Source organism: Mariniluteicoccus flavus (assembly GCF_054776655.1).
This window is the reverse complement of record NZ_BAAHBN010000003.1, coordinates 251,337-265,903: the sequence shown is the minus strand read 5'-3', so window position 1 is coordinate 265,903 and position 14,567 is coordinate 251,337. Positions and strand designations below refer to the sequence as shown.

11 protein-coding genes are annotated in these 14,567 nt (G+C 71.2%); 8 read left to right on the top strand and 3 right to left on the bottom strand.

What is annotated here, in order from left to right:
- Nucleotides 1-7 precede the first annotated feature (7 nt).
- The 3 genes from ACYVAG_RS07375 to ACYVAG_RS07365 are packed head-to-tail and all read right to left on the bottom strand — an operon-like array spanning nt 8 to nt 3,973.
- Nucleotides 8-1,423: a YlbE family protein gene (locus tag ACYVAG_RS07375; RefSeq protein ID WP_460768401.1), complete on the bottom strand. Its 1,416-nt coding sequence runs from the start codon at nt 1,421-1,423 to the stop codon at nt 8-10.
- Nucleotides 1,420-2,958 (bottom strand): FdrA family protein, encoded by a 1,539-nt coding sequence (locus ACYVAG_RS07370; RefSeq protein WP_460768399.1) that lies wholly within the window; start codon nt 2,956-2,958, stop codon nt 1,420-1,422. Before ACYVAG_RS07370 ends, ACYVAG_RS07375 begins: the two co-directional genes overlap by 4 nt.
- A gap of 37 nt (nt 2,959-2,995) precedes the next feature.
- Nucleotides 2,996-3,973: an oxamate carbamoyltransferase subunit AllH family protein gene (locus ACYVAG_RS07365; protein WP_460768398.1), complete on the bottom strand. Its 978-nt coding sequence runs from the start codon at nt 3,971-3,973 to the stop codon at nt 2,996-2,998.
- Nucleotides 3,974-4,081: 108 nt separating this feature from the next.
- On the opposite strand from ACYVAG_RS07365, the gene ACYVAG_RS07360 reads away from it, so the two are divergent.
- From ACYVAG_RS07360 to ACYVAG_RS07325, 8 genes are all read left to right on the top strand, one after another.
- Nucleotides 4,082-5,776, top strand: a complete 1,695-nt coding sequence (locus ACYVAG_RS07360) for a PucR family transcriptional regulator (protein ID WP_460768397.1) — start codon at nt 4,082-4,084, stop codon at nt 5,774-5,776.
- 240 nt (nt 5,777-6,016) lie between these two features.
- Complete coding sequence (locus ACYVAG_RS07355; protein ID WP_460768395.1) at nt 6,017-7,546, top strand: uracil-xanthine permease family protein; 1,530 nt, start codon at nt 6,017-6,019, stop codon at nt 7,544-7,546.
- A gap of 55 nt (nt 7,547-7,601) precedes the next feature.
- A complete protein-coding gene (locus ACYVAG_RS07350) occupies nt 7,602-8,507 on the top strand; it encodes an FAD binding domain-containing protein (RefSeq protein WP_460768393.1) in 906 nt (301 codons plus the stop codon).
- Entirely contained in the window at nt 8,504-9,055 is a 552-nt protein-coding gene (locus ACYVAG_RS07345; protein ID WP_460768391.1) for a (2Fe-2S)-binding protein, read from the top strand. The genes ACYVAG_RS07350 and ACYVAG_RS07345 overlap by 4 nt, the downstream gene beginning before the upstream one ends.
- Entirely contained in the window at nt 9,052-11,619 is a 2,568-nt protein-coding gene (gene cutA, locus ACYVAG_RS07340; RefSeq protein WP_460768389.1) for an aerobic carbon-monoxide dehydrogenase large subunit, read from the top strand. Before ACYVAG_RS07345 ends, cutA begins: the two co-directional genes overlap by 4 nt.
- The gene (locus ACYVAG_RS07335) at nt 11,619-12,299 is read left to right on the top strand and encodes a CoxG family protein (protein ID WP_460768388.1); all 681 of its coding nucleotides are present in this window, start codon (nt 11,619-11,621) and stop codon (nt 12,297-12,299) included. Before cutA ends, ACYVAG_RS07335 begins: the two co-directional genes overlap by 1 nt.
- Entirely contained in the window at nt 12,299-13,222 is a 924-nt protein-coding gene (locus ACYVAG_RS07330; protein ID WP_460768387.1) for a carbon-nitrogen hydrolase family protein, read from the top strand. The genes ACYVAG_RS07335 and ACYVAG_RS07330 overlap by 1 nt, the downstream gene beginning before the upstream one ends.
- A 304-nt stretch (nt 13,223-13,526) precedes the next feature.
- A complete protein-coding gene (locus ACYVAG_RS07325; protein WP_460768385.1) occupies nt 13,527-14,537 on the top strand; it encodes a BMP family protein in 1,011 nt (336 codons plus the stop codon).
- Nucleotides 14,538-14,567 lie beyond the last annotated feature (30 nt).

Below are 14,567 nucleotides of genomic sequence, written 5' to 3'. Positions count from 1 at the left end.
CGCCAGCCTAGGCGCGCTCCGCCTTCGCGGCGAGCGCCGCGAGCGCGTCGGTGAAGCACTTCTCCGGCGGCGTGACCAGTCCGGCGCCGACCTGACCCGTGCCGGCGACCGCGCCGGCCATGCCGGTGTTGATCTGCGGCAGGATGCCGGTGCGAGCCACGAGCGCCACGTCGATCGCGCTCGGCACGCCGCGGAACTCGAGGATCGGGATCTGCCACATCGGGTGTTCGGCGAGCGCGATCTCATACATCGTGCGGCTGGCGGTGAGCGCGAACGGCACGTCGCCGCCCACGAGCTTCACGATCGCCGGCGACGTCGCCATCGCGAACCCGCCGATGCCGGCGGTCTCGGTGATCGCGGAGTCGCCGATGTCGGGGTTGGCGTCGTCCGGCCCGTAGGACCCCAGGAACAGCCCCTCCGGCTTGTTGGCCGGACCGGTGAACCAGTCGTCGCCCGTGCCGGCGGTGCGGATGCCGAACTCGGTGCCGTTGCGCGCCATCGTCACCACCACCGACGAGCCGGGGATGTCGCGCGCCGCCATCATCGCCAGCTTGCACGTCGGCATCACGAGGTTCAGCGCGAAGTGGTCGTTGGCGCCGATGAACCGCGCGACCTCGGCGAGGTCGGCGGCGGGCAGGTCGATGTTCGCCAGCGACGGCATGATGTCGCGCAGGAACATCAGCGTGCCCGACTTGTTGCGGTTGTGGCCCTCGTCGCCCATCTGCAACATCTGGGCGACGATCGCACGGCAGTCGATCGGGTCGATGCGCTCCATGGCCTTCGCCAGCGCCGGGCCGAGCACGCGCGCCATCCACTGCAGGCGCGTCTGCACCTCGTCGTTGTATGCGCCGTAGCGCAGGACCTTGCCGAGGCCCTCGTTCAGCGAGCAGTACGCGGTGGTCCCGTGGACCGGGTCGCGCAGCTCGAACATCCACATCGACGGCGAGACGACGCCCGCCATGGGGCCGACGGTGTCGTGGTGGTGACAGGGCTCGAACGAGGCGCGGCCGGCCGCGAGCGCCTCCTCGGCCTGCTCGGGGGTGTCGGCGAGGCCCTCGAAGATCATCGCGCCGATGAGGGCGCCCTTCATGGGTCCGGACGCGTTCTCCCACTCCAGCGGCGGGCCCGCGTGGAGGAACTGGCCCTTCTCGAGGCCCAGGACCTCGGAGGCGGGGCGCAGGCCGACGAGCTCCGAGCCGGCGGCGTGGATGCGCTCGACCGCCGTGCGGTTGGCCCGCTCGCGGCGGGGGTCGCCCATGACGGCGGCCAGGGCACGCGGGTCCACGCCGTCCATCGGCGGGCGCCAGTCGACCTCGGTGACCTCGACGTCCTGCTCGCGCAGGGCGTCGGCGAACAGGCCGACGCCGGCGGTCAGCACCGACGGGCCGGAGGTGAGCAGTCCGTTCAGGGTCGTGTCGCTCATGCGTCGTTCCTTCCAGCGTCGGAGGTGTCGGGGGTGTCAGAACTGGAACCGGCCAACAGCCCCACCGCGTGGCGCGTGGCCTGCGCGTTGGAGCAGAAGACCGAGGCGCCGGCGCCCTGCAGTGCCTCTGCGCAGCGGGTCAGGCCCTGCGGGTCCTCGTCGGTGCCGATGAGCGAGACCACCACCGGCAGTTCGCGGCCACTCTCGCGGGCGGCGGCCCGGGCGTCGGTGATCGCCTGAGCCAGCTCGGCGGCCGGGTCGGGGTGGGCCGCGTACCCCAGCACCAGGTCGAGCAGCAGCACGCCGCAGCTCGCGTCGCGGCCCTCCGCGACGATGCGCTCGAGCCGCAGTGAGGGGTCGATCATCGGGTGGGGGCGGCCGCGGGTCATCTCGTCGTCGCCGAAGTCGAGCACCACGTGGCCCTCGGACGGCGCGTCCGCATCGATGGCCAGGTCGGGTGACAGCGGGATGTTCGAGCGGATCGCCCCGAGCCCGGCCCCGGCGACGAACATCGCCTCGTCGGCCAGCGTCCCGCCGCAGAAGAGGCCGCGCAGCGAGCCGTCCACCGGGGACGCGGGGTCCTCGCCCGGCCAGAGGGGCCATTGCGGGACCTCGTGGCCGCCGTCGCGCAGCGCCTGCTCCACCGCAGCGGTGAGGTCGGGCTGGTCGGCGCCGAGCGTGGCCCACGTGACGGGCTTGCCCAAGCCCTCGGCCTCGCGCTCCAGTCGCTCGACGACCTCGGGCGCGGCCGGTTTCGAGACCACGACGACCTGGGCGGTGTCCTCGTCGTCGCCCAGCGCGGCCAGCGCCTGGCTCGCCGAGCGGCCCCCGACCTCGGCCTTGAGGTCGCGGCCCCCGAGCCCCAGGCAGTGGCTGATGCCGACGCCCGCGACGTCGAGCAGGCACATGACCTGCTGGGCGCCGGTGCCCGAGGCGGCGATCATGCCGACCGGGCCGCGGCGTACGCGGTTGGCGAAGCCCAGCGCCACGCCGTTGACGACGGCGGTGCCGCAGTCGGGGCCCATCACGAGCACGCCGCGGCGTGCGGCGGCGTCCTTGAGCGCGACCTCGTCGGCGACCGACACGTTGTCGGAGAACAGGACGACCGAGCGGCCGTGATCCACGGCGTCCATGGCCTCGCTGAAGGCGTGCTCACCGGGGACCGACACGACGACAAGGGCCGCGTCGGGCGCGGCCCCGGCGGCCGAGCCGAGCGTACGCGGGGGCACGTCGTCGGCGCCCGTCGATGCGCCGCGCGAGGCGGCGCGCAACTGCGCCAGAGCCTCGTCGAGGGCCGCGAGGCCGCGCTCGATGGCCGCGTCGTCGTCGCCGCGCAGCGCCACCACGACGTCGTTGGGGGTGGCGTCATCGGGGACGGCGAACCCGTACTGCTCCAGCAGCGCGACGTTGAGCTCGGTCGCCATGCCGATCTGCGCGTCGGAGAGGCCGTCGGCGGCCTTCACCTGGCGCGAGACCTGCATGAGGCTCACCGAGTCGTAGTACGCCCCGCGGCGTACCTCGACGTGGTCGGTCATCAGCGTTCCCTTCGGTTGGGGATGGTGGTCGGGGTGGTCAGACGTGGACGGGTTGGGACGAGAGGTGGTCGACCGCGCCGGCGATCCCGGCGCAGAGGTCGCGCCCGGAGCTGTGGCCGATGGCGTGCACGGCTCGTACGCGGGCGGCCAGGCGCACGGGGGGATCGATGGGGGGGCCGGGATCTGTGTGTACGCAGGGATCCAGCAGTTCGTCGACCAGGGCGACCACCTGCGGCACCGCATACCCCTGGGCGGCGCAGGCCAGCAGGCGCGCCGACAGGCTGGTCGTGCGCGTGGCCCGTGAGGCGAGCTCGCGCGCCAACCAGTCCGGGTCGACGGCGTCGGTGGCGACCAGCGCCAGCGCGACGCCGCACACCGCGTCGTCGCCGCTCGGCGTGAGGCCGGTGCCGCGGCCGATGAGCGCGTCAAGGCCGTCGGTGCGCCCCTCGGTCAGCGCGGCGGCGAGGTCGCGCGCCTCGGCGCGCAGGGCGGGTTCGGGGCGCAGGCTCCTCGTCTCGCTGGCGCTCGCTCGGAGAACGTGGCTGGGACTGCCGCTCGCTCGGAGAACGTTGGTGGAGTTGCCGCTCGCGGCGAGAACGTGGCGGCGTACGCGCGCCGATTTCCAGGTTCCGGTGACCGCGACCTCGAGTCCCCCCACACGCACGCGGTCGCGGTCGACCGTGCCGACGTCCCCCGGCGCGAGCAGCGTGCGCAGGTCGGGGGCCGTCGCCTCCAGGCGTACGCCGCCGGGGATCTGCAGCGCGTCGGGCCGCAGCAGCGCGAGCACGTCGTCGTGGGCGTCGCCGACCTTGAGGTACGCGGCCGTCGGGAACGCGGCGACCACGACGCAGTCCTCCCCACGCTGGCTGAGCGAGCGCCCGTCCTCCCCACGCTGGCTGAGCGAGCGCCCGTCCTCCCCACGCTGGCTGAGCGAGCGCCCGTCCTCCCCACGCTGGCTGAGCGAGCGCCCGTCCTCCCCACGCTGGCTGAGCGAGCGCCAGCGAGTCGAAGCCACCCCGCACCCGTCCCCCGCCGCGCCGCGAACGCGTCGCAGGCCTCGCGCACGTCGAGTGGGGGTTGAGATCACACCAGCGACGCTAAGGCGTCCGACTACCCTGCGTTCATGGCAAAAGGGGACAACATCGACGCCGATGTCCGTCAGGTCCTGACAAACGACCCCGCATCCCACGCGGGTCTGCCGGTGCGCGCCCTGCTCCAGGTCCCGGCCCTCTCGCGGGCCGAGGTGATCGCGGGGGCCGGGGGTCTCGACCGCGTCGTGCGCCGCGTGAACGTGATGGAGGTGCCCGACGTGCTGCCGTGGGTGCACGCCGACCAACTCCTGCTGACCACGGGCTACCCCCTGCGCCGCCACGCCGACCTGGCCGACTTCGTCCGCCAACTGCACGAGATCGGGCTGGCCGGCCTGGTGATCAAGCTGAACCGCTATCTCGACGGGCTCCCGGCCGACATGATCGCGGTCGCCGACGAGCTCGACTTCCCGCTGGTGTCGCTGCCCGACGGGGTGGGCTTCGACGAGGTGTTGAACCAGGCCCTGTCGCGCGTGCTCGATCGCCGCGCCGAGGACCTGGCCCGCAGCGAGCAGGTCCTGGCCGACCTCGTCGAGATCGTGATCTCGGGTGGGGACCTGGGACAGGTCTGCCACGGGCTGGTGGGCGCGATGGCCGACGCGGCGCTCGTGACGACGATGGACGGCCGCATCCTCGCCGCCAGCACGCGGGCCGACGAGCGCGTCGACGACCTGTTGGGTCTCGACTGCTTCGACCGCACGGGCCGTTTCCGGGTGGAGGCCGAGCAGACCGGGCAGGTCACCGCCGCCGAGGGCCGTCACCGGCTCACGGTCCCCGTCCGGGCGCGCGGGCGCCACGAGGGCCGGCTGGTGGTGTTCCGCTCCGCGGTCATCGAGCAGACCGACGTCCACATGGTCGAGCAGGCCGCGGCGGCCGCGGCGCTGGTGATGACCAAGGAGCAGGCCGTCGCGGTGGTGGAGAACAAGTACCGCGCCGACTTCCTGCGCGACGCACTGGCGGGTCGGGCGGGCCCGCCCGAGCGCGTCGTGAGCCACGCCGCGTCGCTCGGGTGGGACCTCGACCGTCCGGTCGCGGTCGTCGTGGCCCTCATCGATGACTCCCCCGCCGACGCGCCGGGCGACGCGGGTGAGGAGCGGTCGCTGCAGGAGCGGTTCGCCCGGGCCTGGTCGCAGGCGGTCCACGCCTCTGACTCGCGTGCGCCCGTCGCGGGCTATTCGCAGGAGGTCGTCGCCATCGTCGGCGTCAAGCCGGGCGCGTCGCTGGAGGACGTCACGCGGGCCGTCACGACTCATGCGAAGGCCGTACGCGGGGATGGCGGCGGCGGGCGGCGGCCGTTCACCACCGGGGTGTCGCGGACGCTCACCTCGATCGCCGAGCTGCCCCAGGCGTACGCGGAGGCCGGCAAGGCCGTGGCCGTCGGCCGCCGCATGCACGGCAGCGGGTCCATCACCCACTTCGACGCGCTGGGCGTGTTCCGCCTGCTGTCGCTGGTCGATCCGGCCGAGCTGCGCTCGTTCGCCGCCGAGACGCTGGGACCGCTGGCGTCCGACGACGCCCCCGACTCCGAGGACCTGCGCCGGACGCTCAGCGTGCTGCTCGACCACAACCTCAACGTGGCCGAGACGTCGCGGGCGCTGCACTTCCACTACAACACGCTGCGCTATCGCATCACGAAGCTCGAACAGATGCTCGGACCGTTCACGACCGACCCCCACCGTCGGTTCTCGATCGCCCTGGCGCTCCATGTGGTGCAGATGCGCGGCATCTGAGGGCGATCGTCACCGACCCGCAACTTTCGCGAAACATTCCAGTGGCCTGCATCACACCTAGTCACAGCGAAGTTGAGCCGGGTCGGACGGCAACTGTTGCCATCCCGACCGGCGGGTTGTCGGTGAGTTTCGCCAATCCCGCCCCCGTGCCCACCGCCTAGCGTTCACGCAACGACGCCAACGCGGGGTGCCACTGTCGGCACGCCGGACTGCCTGGCGCCACGGCCCTAAGGAGAAGCAATGGCCATGTGGAAACTGCACGGGGACGGCAAGACCCTCGGCCCCGACGACGTGGTGGCCCCCGACGAACGCCTCAGCTGGGGCCGCACCGTCGGCCTCGGCGCCCAGCACGTGGTGGCCATGTTCGGCGCCACGTTCGTGTTCCCCCTGATCATGGGCCTCAACGCGCAGCTGGCGATCATGATGAGCGGCATCGCGACGATCCTGTTCCTGCTGATCGTGCGTGGCCGCATCCCGTCCTACCTCGGCACCTCGGCCGCCTTCGTCGGCGGCGTCGTCAACATCCACGCCGCCGGTGGTACGCCCCAGCAGGTCACCGGCGCCATCTTCATCTCGGCGCTGGCTCTGATCGCTGTGGGCGCGTTCATCCACTTCGCGGGCGCCGCGATGTTGACCAAGGTCCTCCCTCCCGCCGTCACCGGCGCGGTCGTGATGTTGATCGGCTTCAACCTCGCCCCGGTCGTCGCGACGATCTATTGGCCCCAGGACCAGTGGGTCGCGTTCATCGTCATGGTCGCCGTGATCCTCATGAGCGTGGGGCTCCGAGGCTTCGCGGGTCGCATCTCCGTCTTCCTCGGCCTGCTGTTCGGCTATGTCCTGTCGTTCGTCCTCGACAGGACCATGGGCCAGATCACCGCGTACAACGCCGTGACCGAGAAGGTCGACACCCACTGGCGCGTCGACTGGACCAACGTGCAGAAGGCCGACTGGTTCGGCTTTCCGCCCGCGACCGACAACGCGGCGGGCATCGTGGGTTGGCACCTGCCCGACATCCGCCTCGGCTTCGTGCTGCTCGTCCTCCCGGCCGTGATCGCGCTGATCGCCGAGAACGTCGGCCACGTGAAGGCCGTGGCCGAGATGACCAAGCAGGACCTCGACCCGAAGATGGGCTCGGCGATCATGGCCGACGGCGTCGGCACCGGAGTCGCCACCCTGTTCGGCGGCTCCCCCACCACCACGTACGCCGAGAACATCGGCGTCATGGCCTCGACCCGCATCTATTCGACGGCGGCCTACTACGTGGCAGCCATCGTCGCCATCCTGTTCGGGTTCTCGCCGAAGTTCGGCGCGATCATCTCCGCGACCCCGGGCGGCGTGCTCGGCGGCATCACCGTGGTCCTCTACGGCATGATCGGCCTGCTCGGCGCCAAGATCTGGAAGGAGAACCGGGTCGACTTCGCCAACCCCCTGAACCTCGTCCCGATCGCCGCCGGCATCATCATCGCCATCGGTGACACCAAGCTCCAGTTCACCGAGGGCTTCGCCCTGTCCGGCATCTCGCTCGGAACCATCGTGACCGTGCTGATGTATCACCTGGCCCGGCTCGTCGCGCCGAAGGACATGGTGGACCGCGCCGACGGCGCCTCGATCGTGGCCTCGAGGACCGGCGACCAGGACCTCGACTACCTTGGGCTGGAGCACGACCACGGCCGGCTCGGGCGCTCCCGCGACCGGGAGGTCCCGCCGAGCAGCGTGGCCGACGACCACGGCCCGGGCGATCCGCGGCCCGGGCCGCGCGAACGCCACTGAGCCGCCCCCGACGCACGGCGTGGGATCCCGCGATCCCCACGCAGGAAGGACCATCGTGAAACCACCCCCGTTCACCCACCACGCGCCGACCACCGTCGCCGAGGCCGTGGCCCTGCTCGCCGAGCTGGGGCCCGAGGCGAAGGTGCTGGCCGGAGGCCAGAGCCTCGTGCCGGTGATGAACATGAGGTTGGCGACGCCCGCCCACCTCGTCGACATCAACCGGATCGAGGAGCTGGCCCGCGTGGAGGTGGGCGGGGGTCGGGTTCGGGTCGGCGCCGTGGTGCGCCACGCCGACCTGGAACACCACGAGGGTGCGTACGCCGCGCTTCCCCTGCTGAGGCAGGCATTGCAGCGGGTCGCCCACCCGGCGATCCGCAACCGTGGGACGACCGTCGGGTCGATCGTGCACGCCGACCCGTCGGGCGAGATGCCTGCGGTGCTGGCGATCACGGGCGGCAGCGTACGCGCGGTGTCGACCCGCGGCGAGCGCACGATCGCGGCCGAGGACTTCTTCCTCGGCCCCATGGAGCCCGCCCTCGAGGCCGACGAATTGGTGGTGGGCGTGGACTTCCCGACCTTCCCGCTCGGCACGACCACCGCGTACGACGAGCTGGCGCGGCGCAGCGGTGACTATGCGATGGCGGGCGTGGCCGTGGCCGTCACCGCGCAGGGCGGCACGATCGATGCGGCGCGCGCGTCGTTCGTGTCGGTGACCGACACCCCCGACGTGTTGGACCTCACGAGGATCCTTGCCGGCAAGGACGTCGCGGCGATCGATGGCGACGACCTCGCCGCCGTTGAACACGCAGCCCGCGACCACGTCGAGCCGGGCGACGACATCCACGCCAGCGCCGACTACCGTCGCCACCTCAGCGGCGTGCTGTGCCGCAGGGTGCTGGCGACGGCGCTGAGTGATGCGGCCTCCTCGCGGGCCGCGACGACGAAGGAGGACGACCGATGACCGAGGCTGTTCCCGGACCGGAGGCCGAAGCCACCCAGCCCGTCGCCCTGCGCGTGAACGGCGTGCAGCACACGATCGAGGTCCCGGCGCGCCGGCTGCTGTCGGACGCGCTGCGCCACGATGTCGGGCTCACCGGCACCCACGTCGGCTGTGAGCACGGCGTGTGCGGCGCCTGCACCGTGCTGGTCGACGGCCGACCGATGCGGTCGTGCCTGATGTTCGCGGTGTCGGCCGAGGGGCTCGAGATCACCACCGTGGAGGGCTGCGGCAACGGGCCGGACGACCTGGGCCCGGTGCAGCAGGCGTTCGTGGAGTGCCACGGTCTGCAGTGCGGGTTCTGTACGCCGGGCTTCGTCACGACGATCACGGCCTTCCTGGAGGAGAACGAAGACCCGTCGCCCGAACAGGCGCGCGAGGCCGTGTCGGGGAACCTGTGTCGCTGCACGGGCTATCAGAACATCGTGGCGAGCGTGTGCCGGGCGGCGGAGCTGCGCCGCGAACGGGCGGGCTCTGCACGGGCCGTGACGGCCGGGGAGGAGCGCGCATGACCGGCAAGCTGATGGGTGCGAAGGTCAACCGGCGCGAGGATCCCCGGCTGGTCAGCGGCCACGGCCGCTATCTCGACGACCTGGGCGAGACCGCGCTGGAGGCCGCGTTCGTGCGCTCGCCGCATGCGCACGCCCGCATCACCGACATCGACGTGGAGGGCGCGCTCGACGTCCACGGCGTCATCTGCGTGTGGACCCACGAGGACCTCGAGGGCCCGGCCGCGGATCCCCTGCCGATGTTGCTGCCCCACCCGAGCATCGAGCACCCGTTCACCGCCCACGCGCTGGCCAAGGACGAGGTCAACCATGTCGGCGAGGCCATCGCGATGGTGGTCGCGACCGACCGCTACATCGCCGAGGACGCCTGCCAGCGCATCCGCGTGACCTACGAGCAGTTGCCCCCGGTCGTCGGCATCGCGAAGGCGCGCGACGGGGCCGACCTCGTCCACGAGGGCGCGCCCGGCAACGTGGGCGCCCACCTGGTGCAGGAGGTGGGCGACGCGGTCAGCGCCATCGAATCTGCGCCGAACGTGCTCGAGCTCGACCTCGACTTCCAGCGCAGCGCCTGCATGCCGATGGAGGGCAAGGGTGTCCTGGCCTCGTGGGACTCGACCGAGGAGCACCTCAAGGTGCACTCCTCGACCCAGACCTCGACCGGCCTCCGCGCCGCACTGGCGGCCAAACTCCAGCTGCCGCTGGCCAAGATCGACGTGGTCACGCCCGACGTCGGCGGCGGCTTCGGCGTCAAGATCAACCACCCCTGGCCCGAGGAGGTCTGCGTCGCGGCCGCCGCGCGCCGGCTGAAGGGCCAGGTGAAGTGGGTCGAGGACCGCCGCGAGCACTTCGTGTCGTCGGCCCACGAGCGCGGCCAGCTCCAGAAGGCGCGCGTGGGCTTCGACGACGAGGGGCGCGTCCTCGGCCTCGACGTGACGTTCTGGCACGACCACGGGGCCTATCTGCCCTACGGCGTCATCGTGCCGTTGAACACGTCGGTGCAGTTGGTGGGGCCTTATCGCCTGCCGAACTACCGCGTCGAATATTTCTCCCTCTACACCAACACCGTCATCGTGACGCCCTATCGCGGGGCCGGGCGGCCGCAGGGCGTCTTCGTCATGGAGCGCACGATGGACGCGATCGCCGACCACCTCGGCCTCGATCGCACCGAGGTGCGCTCGCGCAACTTCATCCAGCCCGACGAGATGCCGTGGGACGTCGGCCTGATGTTCCAGGACGGTCGGCCGACGATCTATGACTCGGGCGACTTCCCCGCCTCGCTGGCGAAGCTCAAGGCACTCGTGGGGTGGGACGACTTCCTGGCCTACAAGGAGAAGGCGACGGCCGAAGGTCGCCGCGTCGGGCTCGGCATCGGCTGCTACGTCGAGGGCACCGGCATCGGACCCTACGAGGGCGGCCACATCCAGGTCGAGACCAACGGCCGCGTCAACGTCGCCACCGGCGTGACCACCCAGGGCCAGGGCCACCAGACCTCGTTCGCCCAGATCGTGGCCGACGAGCTGGGCGTCCCCATCGAGGACGTCCACGTCACCACCGGCGACACGCGTCGCTTCGGCTATTCGGTGGGCACGTTCGCGTCCCGGGCGGCCGTGACCAGCGGCTCCGCCGTTCACCTGGCCGCCAAGAAAGTCAAGGAGAAGGCGCTGCGGCTGGCCGGCGACGCGTTGGAGGCCGACCCCGCCGACCTCGAGATCGTCGACGGATTCATCCGCATCAAGGGCGACCCTGAAGACAAGATGTCGCTGGCCATGGTCTCGGTGCTGTCCAACCCCCTGCGGTATGCGTTCGACGAGACCGCGCGGGCGGCGACCCAGTTCGCGCCCACGACCGACCTGTCGAAGCCGCCGGTCGCCGACGGCGAGGAACCAGGCCTGGAGGGGAAGGACTATTACTCCCCCAAGGGCGCGACGTTCGCCAACGGCATGCACGCGGCGATCGTCGAGACCGATCCCGAGACCGCCGACATCCGCATCCTGCGCTACTGCGTCGTCCACGACTGCGGGAACATGATCAACCCCACGATCGTCGAGGGGCAGGTGCACGGCGGGGTCGCCCAGGGCGTGGGCGGCGCGCTCTACGAGAAGATGGAGTACGACGAGTCGGGCCAGCTCCTCAACGCGTCGTTCATGGACTTCCTGATGCCGTTCGCGTCCGAGGTCCCCCACATCGAGACCGACCACCTCGAGACCCCCAGCCCGCTCAACCCGCTCGGCATCAAGGGGGCGGGCGAGGCTGGCACGATCCCTGCCTCCGCAGTGATCGCGAGCGCCATCGAGGACGCCGAGGGATTCCCGATCACCACGATGCCGATCTCACCCCACGACCTGTGGCGGCTGCGGGCGCGCCACGCGTCGGGCGAGCTTCCGTCGCTGACGCGCGGGGCGGAGCACAGCCCCAGTGCTCCGCAGTCCGCCGGGCAGCCCATCGCCGATCGCACCGGGGAACCGGTGCCCGAGAAGGCCGAGACGCCCGACCACTACGACGCCGTGGAGATCCCGACCACGACCGCCGAGGAACGCCGATCCGACGAGCAGCAGAAGGACGACTGATGCAGATCACCGGAACCGCCCACATGAACGCCCCCGTGAACATCGCGTGGGACGCCTTCCACGACCCCGGCGTGCTGTCGCGGACGATCCCGGGTCTGCAGAGCCTGGAGCAGACCGGTGAGGACGCCTACAAGGCCTCGGTCTCAGCCGGCGTCGCGTCGATCAAGGGCACCTACACGGGCAACGTCGCGCTCACCGAGCAGAAGCTCCACGAGACCTTCCTGCTCAAGGCATCGGGCGAGGGCGGTCCCGGCACGATCAGCGCGGACGTCCGCGTACGCCTGACCGGCGCCGACGACGGCGGCACCGACATCGTCTGGGGCGCCGATGCCTCGGTCGGCGGCGCCATCGGCGGCGTCGGCCAGCGCATGCTGCAGGGCGTGGCCCGCAAGATGGCGACGCAGTTCTTCGCCGCGATCGACGCCGACATCGCGTCGGGCGGTGAGGCCGGCCAGCCGGGCGAGGTCGCGAAATCCGAACCCACGCAGGAATCCGGCACGTCGCCGTCGGGCGAGGCGGCCACCACGGGTCAGGCGGGCCAGACCGGCCAGGTGTGGACGGGCAGGGCGCCAGCCGCGGCCGCGGCGCACTCGTCGAAAGACCTCGCGCTGGGCGCGGCCCTCGGCGCCGGCATCGCCCTTCTGGGCGTCGTCATCGGCATCGCGGCGGGGAGGCGATGATGCGCGCCTTCACCGCCGCCGCAATCCAGGTCAACCCGGTCCAGGGCCCCCTGCGCGCCGAATCGATCACGGGCAACGCCGAGAACGCCGTGGCCTGGGTGCGCGACTGCGTGGCCGCCACGGGCGCCGAGCTGGTCGTGCTGCCGGAATCGGTCACCACCGGTTTCACGCCCGGCATCACGCCCGCCGAGCTGTGGGACCTCGTCACCGACGTGCCCGGCGCCATCCTCGACCCCTACACCGCCGTGGCCGCCGAGCTCGGCATCCACCTGTGCGTGGGCACCTACCGGCGCGGTGCCGAACGGGGCACGATCTTCAACTCCAGCGTGCTGATCGGGCCGGACGGGGAGGTCCTCGGCGTCTACGACAAGACCCACCCCTTCTATTCCGAGGCGACGCTCGGCGGAGGCTGGGTCACCCCCGGCACCGATGTCTGCGTCGTCGACACCGAGCTGGGCCGCATCGGCATGATCATCTGCTTCGACGGGGACTATCCGGAGCTGTCCCGCATCCAGGCGGTGCAGGGCGCCGAGGTCATCCTGCGCCCGTCGGCCCTCCTGCGCAGCGTTGACATCTGGGAGCTGACGTCGCGGGCCCGGGCGTACGACAACCACGTGTTCCTGATCGGCGCCAATGCGACCGGCATCGACCCGGCGGGCGTGCTCTATTTCGGCAACTCCCACATCGTCACGCCCAACGCCCACGTGCTTGCGCGTGCGGCGTCCCACGAGGGCTGGGTCAGCGCGCGGCTCGACCCCGAGCAGGCGCTGGCGTCGCTGACTCCGGGCAGCAACATCGGCCAGGGCTTCGACCACCTGCGCGACCGCAACCTCGACCTGATCCGCAAGCACCGCAGCGATCTGGAGGGAGAGGCGAGGACGTCGTTCCCGCACGGAGCGGGGACGGGCCGGGCGAGCTGCTGACTCCTCGTCTCGCTGGCGCTCGCTCGGAGAACGTTCTCCGAGTCGAGGAGACTCGCCACCACGCTCTCCGAGCGAGGCCGCCCGCGGCCGAGACGAGGAGCCCTTCGGACGTTTCCACCACGCCCGGAACCCCTTTGTTTCACAGGGGTTTCGGGCGTGTTCCAGTTGGTCGGGCGTACGCGCCGGTTCCCCACCGCCCGCCCGGTTGTTCGTCAGAATCTGCCATGTGCAGCCATCCGACCCCTGTGAGGGAATGAATCCACGCGATCCCCGCAGGGGTCGTGTCATCCGTGGAAGGACCGCCATGCGACGCCACACGTTCGCCCACCGCCTGAGGCTGCTGCTCGCGGCCGTCGTCATCATCGCCGTGCAGGCGTGCTCCGGTTCCGCCCCCTCGGGCAACCCTGACTCCCCCATCCGCATCGCCGGCGTCTTCTCGGGAGCGGTCACCGACGCCGACTACAACGCGCTCGGCTGGGTCGCGCTCGACGAGGCGGGCAAGAAGTTCAACGCCCACACGTCGTTCTCCGAGAACGTCCCCGTGCCCGACGTCGAGCGGGTGATGCGCGAATACGTCGCCGACCGCTACACCGTGGTCTGGTCACACGGCAGCCAGTTCTACCAACAGACCCTGAAGCTGGCCAAGGAATTCCCGAACGTCACGTTCATCGGCGAGTTCGACGCCCAGCCCAAGGAGCTCCCGCCGAACCTGTGGGTGATCGACCGCAACTTCCACAACGCGTTCTATCCCGTCGGCGTGCTGGCGGGGAAGCTCACCCGGCACGGCCAGATCGGCTACGTCGGCGGACTCTCGCTCCCCTTCTCCTATTCCGAGGTGCACGCGTTGCGCCAGGGCCTGAAGGACTCGGGGTCGACCGCGACCGTCGCCGCGGTCTGGACCGGCGACTTCAACGACCCGACCAAAGCCACCCAGATCACCCGCCAGCTGTCCGACCAGGGCAAGGACGTCATCGTCGGCTCGCTGAACATGGGCATGGTGGGGGTCTTCCAGGCGGCGAAGTCCGACGACCGGCCCCAGTGGGTCGTGGGCAAATACACCGACAAGTCCCGCTTCTCCCCCACCGACGCCGGCGCCTCGGTGACCTACGACTTCGTGGGCCCCCTGACGAGCATCGTCGAGAAGTCGTTGGCAGGAACGCGTTCCGGTTATCTCGCGCTCGGCTACGACACCGGCGTACGCATCGTCATGCCGGACCGTGTGCCGGCCGAGGCCCGCGCGGCGGTCGACAGGGCCATCGCCGACGTGACCGCCGGCCGCGTCACCGTCGCCAAGAACACGACCCCCACGAAGTGACCACCCCATGAGCGACGCGAACGAGGCTCC